The following is a 4,802-nucleotide window of genomic DNA, read 5'->3' on the forward strand; positions in this document are numbered from 1 at the left end:
GTCTGTCTTCGGGGGCACAGCCAGACCAAGGTCCGTCAGCGGCGGACGGGGCCCGACCCGTTCGAGTTGCACAGGATCAAGCTGTGGTGGAGCGATGAGGTCTTGAGCAACCTTGCGCGCGGGTTCTCGTCGGTGTTCTTCGACGATGGACGCAGCCACTCGGGTCGGCTGCGTCCCGCTGTTTTGCGAAGGGGCAAGGATCGGCCGATCGACCGAAAGCAAAGCCCCGGCCTGAATGATCAGCAGTACCCCGGCCAGGAGCAGGAGGCTTCCGAGCGCAATCGCCAAGCGGCTGGGGCCCAGCTTAACCATCAGCCAGTCTACCCATCAGCCAGTCTGCCCATCAGATTGACCGGGTTCCCAAAGCCGATCAGAAACCCGACGTTGATTTCGCAACCAGTTTGAGCGCGCCTTTTTGAATCTGGTAAAACGGCATTGATCGTTCACTGGATCCGTCAGCCCGAAACCGAAACAGACCTGTCGACCCACGAAACCCGTTTGGATTTTCGAGAACCTGCTTGCTGAAGCCATCGGGCCCGACCGCACTGGCAACCCCTGCTGTCAGCGCAACCATATCATAAGCATAGGCCACATTGACGTCGGCCGGGTAGTTGTATGTCGCCCTGAAGCGGTCGGCGATCGGTCCGGTTTCGCGCTGATCGAGCGTGGCGATATATGCCCCCTCAAACAGCGGATCCATGGGATGCTCCAGCCACCGGTTGGTTCCGACGACGGAAATTGCCTTTCCCGGAATGCCCTTTGACCTGAGGGTGGCAAGGATAGGCGATGGGCTGCCGTCGCCATTGGCGACGATCACGGCGTCGGGAGTGTCCACGAGCGAGGCCATTTCGTCGACGGCCTTCGCGCCACCGTCGCTGGCCGAATACGGGACAGTGACCGCGAGCGTCGCACCATAAATGCTGAGGCCGTTGGCGACCCGCTTCTCCACCGCGCTGGCGTTTGAGCCTTCCGCGACAAGCAACACGAACTTCTTGCCGCCTTTGGCAGCGAGCCCCGCGGCGCCCGCTGCGGCACTGTCGGCTTCGCTGAGTCGCACGGCATAAACCCCAGCACCGCCTGCGAAATTGTCGGCAAGCGCCAGCACCGGTGGACGCTTCGACCCTGACAGCGTGGCAATATGCTGGGCTGCCGGCAGTTCGGTTGGGCCGATGACCACTTTCGACCCCGTCGTTATCGCACTTATCGCCAATTTGCCGGCCTGTGCGCTGTCGCCTTTCGTGTCCTCTACCGTCAGCGTAAGCAATCCATTGCCAACATCCGTCATCGCCAGCTTGGCGGCATCGAGCATCTTCCTGCCGTTTTCCCCTGCCGTTCCGGGAGCCGACAACGGCAGCAACATCGTGATTTTTGTCGAACCGGTGCCCAGCGACTGGGTCGCCTGGGCAGGACCGGCACCCGCGTCGCCAGTCTGCCCGCCAGGCGCGGCAATCGCCGCCGGATCGAGCACTTCGGAAACACCGCCTTTCGACTGGCAGCCTGACAATGTCGTGGTGAGCGCAAACGCGATTGCCCATGTCCGCAGACAGCAGCCCTGTCGGCCAGCTTCCATGATTGCTCCACCCAATGTGCCGCCGAGTATGCTTCCCGGTCTGGTCTTCAACGCATGTTACGGCGCACTTGCCGTGCCGTCTGTAGTTTCTTTAGCCTTCGAAAAGCCTGGCTCTAAGCGCCTTGATCTGTCTTGCTTGGCCGGCAGTCCGATAGTCGGCACATTTCATGTATCGGGGCCCGGGCACGAACACGCGGCGCACGCAAACGCCTTTTCCCTGGGCTGGAGCCCCACCCTCTCCTTCCGACGAAAAAGCGGAGAAGCCGAATGTCGCCACCGGCAACGGCCCGGTCACTTCAATCCCTTGTCTTGCCAGGATTGCCCGCGCGCGCAAGCAGTAGCGGACCGAAAGCGCCGAGAACCGGCTTTCATTGTGCCCGGCGCGATATTTCATGACGGTGGTGCACAGGTCGCCCGCGGCCAGCTTGTTGGCCTGGGCAAGATATCTGACCCCGAGCGCGATGTTGGTCGCCGGCGCGCTCAGCTCGTCGAGGGAGCCTCGAAAGCCGAGCATTCGCGCCGTCGCCGGCATCACCTGCATCAGGCCGACTTCGCCGTCGGCGCCCTGCACGTCAGGATCGAACCCGCTTTCGATCTCCATCACGGCATGCGCCAGCACCGGCTCGAGGCCATAGATCGATGCCTGGCAACTCGCAAACGCCTTGAAGGTCTGCCGGGTCCACTGCGTAGCCGCGTCGCAGTGCGTCGGCCGCGTCATCTCGGACGGCTGCCGTTGTTGCACGGAAGGTCGCTCCAGCCAGTTGGCCCGGGCCGGCGTGACAGCCTGACCAAAGCCAGCCAACGCAATCGCTGCGGCGATTGTCCTCAAAAAGGATCCGTCGGCTATCATGATGGCCAACAGGCGTCGGTTCGCTTATCCGGTCAGTGCATGTACTCGACCATGCGATCGTGAAAACACTCGCATTTGTTGAGGGTATCTTCGTCGCGATAGTTCGTTTTCAGGTAGCCATAGGCCATGCCGCAAGCGACCTTGGCTTCCGATGCCCAGACGAAGACCGGCCGGGACGAGTTGATCCACTCCGAGCTGTTGGCGGCGGCGACCGACTCGTCCATCAGCTTGACCACCTGCTCCTTGAGGTCGACGATATTGTCGGTCAGCACCAGGTTGGACGTCCCGGCAACGCGACAATAGTCGACCGACGGACCTTCGATGATGTCGGCGGCATAGCCCGTCGACCCGACTGCCAGCAACAGCGTCGCAGCGGAAACCAGCAGTCTTATAGAACGATTCATGGATGAGCTCCCCTCGATATTAGCAATGTATAACATAGTCGCGTGACCGAGCGCCATGCCGTTAAATCGTAGCCGTGTGCTGTACATGCGCCGTGTCGTCGTAGAGCACAGTGATCGTGCCGGCGGGCGTGTTCTGCAACACGGCAACGTCCACGAAATTGGCGCCGCCGGTTGTGCCATTGGCATCGACGCTGAGCGTGTGTGTTCCCGCATCGTATTTTACGAAGTCGGCCACCCCAGCAGGGGCCGTCTCGAACAGGGCCGTCAGGTCGATCTTGTCGCCCTGACCACCATTGTAGTCGGTGATAAGATCCTTGATGTCGAGATGATCGAGCCTGAACGTGTCGGCGCCGGTGCCACCGGTCATCGTATCCGCTCCTGCGCCGCCGACGAGGAAGTCGTTGCCGGCCCCACCATTGAGCGTATCGGTGCCGGCGCCGCCGACGAGCGTGTCGTTACCGCCGCCCCCGTTCAACGTGTCGGCTCCGGCTCCTCCATACAGCACGTTCGCAAAACCGTCGCCCGTTATCGTGTCGCCGAAAGCAGACCCGATAATGTCAGGCATGGCCACCGTCGACGTGTAGATATGAGACGCGCCCGCGGCGTCTGCAGAGTGATCCTGAAATGCAGTCCCACTCAGCGTCACGCCGATCTCACTTGTCGCCTTGTCGCCGTCTGCATCCACGATCTCGATCGGTAGGTGAAAGTTGACGGGATCGGTGGTCTGAACGGCCGCGCCGAATCCGGTAATGGCGAAGTCGTTGCCGCTGTCGACGGACGGAGATGCATTCAACAGCTCCAGGCTATTGTAGCCGTCGGCCGTGAACGTCGCGATGGAAACATTCGCATCGAGCACACCCGTTATTTGGGCGGCATAGTGACCGCCTCCCAAATCGACGAAGTGAACCGTATAGCTTCTGTCCGTCAACCCTCCCGGGTTGCCTAGCGTATATGGTGTTGCCGTGGTGCCGATGTCGGCATACGCGACCACCTGCGTTTCCCCGTCATAGGTGATTGCAATTGACGAGACCGAATCGAGGTGGCCGTCGCCGACTGTCGTGTTACCGTCGGTGCCGGTAGTAGCGTTGTCGTCGCGAGCGGTAATTTGAAGGACGGTGTTGCTGGTTCCATCGCCAAACGTGAAGCTGGCGCCATTGGCCAGATAGTGATTGTCAAAGATGTGATTGCCGGGGGCGGCCCCAGTCAAGTCTTGGACAAAGTCGACCCTTATGCCTTCGCCCGCGCCGATATTTTGTCCGCCAGCACCACCGCCGACGCCAAAGGAATTCGCGTTCCCATTGATCGTCGTACCGGTGCCGAAGGGCGTGAAAAGCACGTCACGCGAGTTATCGTTGACAGGATTGCTGTCCTGATTCGTTGGCACCAAGCCGGCCCAGGACTTGTTGCTGCCGTAGAAGGCATACGTTCCGTCAGTGAATGTCACGTTGGTCGGGCTGTCGACCGTTCCGTTCATGTCCACGGAATAAGTCGGATTGGCAGTCTGGGGGTCGAGCGTGACCGCGAACACCGTCGCGCCGTTGGCAATACCATACAAGGTATGGCCGTCCGCCGACACGTCGTAGATGATGTGCGCGCCGCCTGACATCAGACCGCTGTCCGCGTTGTCAAGAGACGCCGCGAACTTCACCGTGCCGGCGCCGTCCGCCCCGTAGTTGCTTGACAGCGTGTGGTCTTCGTCCAGGGCGAATGTGACCGGGTTCCCTGCTCCATTCCACAGCACGGCATAGTCCGGCGTAACCGCCGACGGGCCGTCATCCAGGAAGGTCAGGTTGTTGCCGATGTTCAGTGTCGCCGACTGATGATCGCCATCCTTGTCGGTGATCGTCGCCGTCAGCGTCACCAGATTGTCGGCGTTCAGGCTGACCGGCTCGTTCGGGTCCGTCGTCGGATGGACCACCGCACGCTGCTGGTCGAGCGTCACATTGCCCGACGCATCGGTGCTGACCGTGAACACGAT

The 4,802-nt window shown here is 61.1% G+C and carries 4 protein-coding genes and 1 pseudogene; all 5 read right to left on the reverse strand.

Annotated features, from left to right (window positions below; translation table 11 throughout):
- Window positions 1–312 (reverse strand): annotated as a pseudogene (locus ACXJ7R_RS24990) (thermonuclease family protein); the annotation flags it as partial.
- Between the two features lie 58 nt (window positions 313–370).
- Complete coding sequence (locus ACXJ7R_RS24995; RefSeq protein ID WP_457154160.1) at window positions 371–1,570, reverse strand: ABC transporter substrate-binding protein; 1,200 nt, start codon at window positions 1,568–1,570, stop codon at window positions 371–373.
- Window positions 1,571–1,661: 91 nt separating this feature from the next.
- The gene (locus tag ACXJ7R_RS25000; RefSeq protein ID WP_457154161.1) at window positions 1,662–2,312 is read right to left on the reverse strand and encodes a lytic transglycosylase domain-containing protein; all 651 of its coding nucleotides are present in this window, start codon (window positions 2,310–2,312) and stop codon (window positions 1,662–1,664) included.
- Between the two features lie 140 nt (window positions 2,313–2,452).
- Window positions 2,453–2,824 (reverse strand): hypothetical protein, encoded by a 372-nt coding sequence (locus ACXJ7R_RS25005; RefSeq protein WP_457154162.1) that lies wholly within the window; start codon window positions 2,822–2,824, stop codon window positions 2,453–2,455.
- A gap of 61 nt (window positions 2,825–2,885) precedes the next feature.
- Window positions 2,886–4,802 (reverse strand): DUF5801 repeats-in-toxin domain-containing protein (locus tag ACXJ7R_RS25010; RefSeq protein ID WP_457154163.1); only part of this gene is annotated, 1,917 nt, incomplete at its 5' end.

This window comes from Mesorhizobium sp. P5_C1, from assembly GCF_054049815.1.

What these genes read in the sequence shown, in the direction of transcription:
- ACXJ7R_RS25005 (WP_457154162.1), bottom strand. Translation starts at nt 2,824, where the DNA reads ATGAATCGTTCTATAAGACTGCTGGTTTCCGCTGCGACGCTGTTGCTG.
- ACXJ7R_RS24995 (WP_457154160.1), bottom strand. Translation starts at nt 1,570, where the DNA reads ATGGAAGCTGGCCGACAGGGCTGCTGTCTGCGGACATGGGCAATCGCG.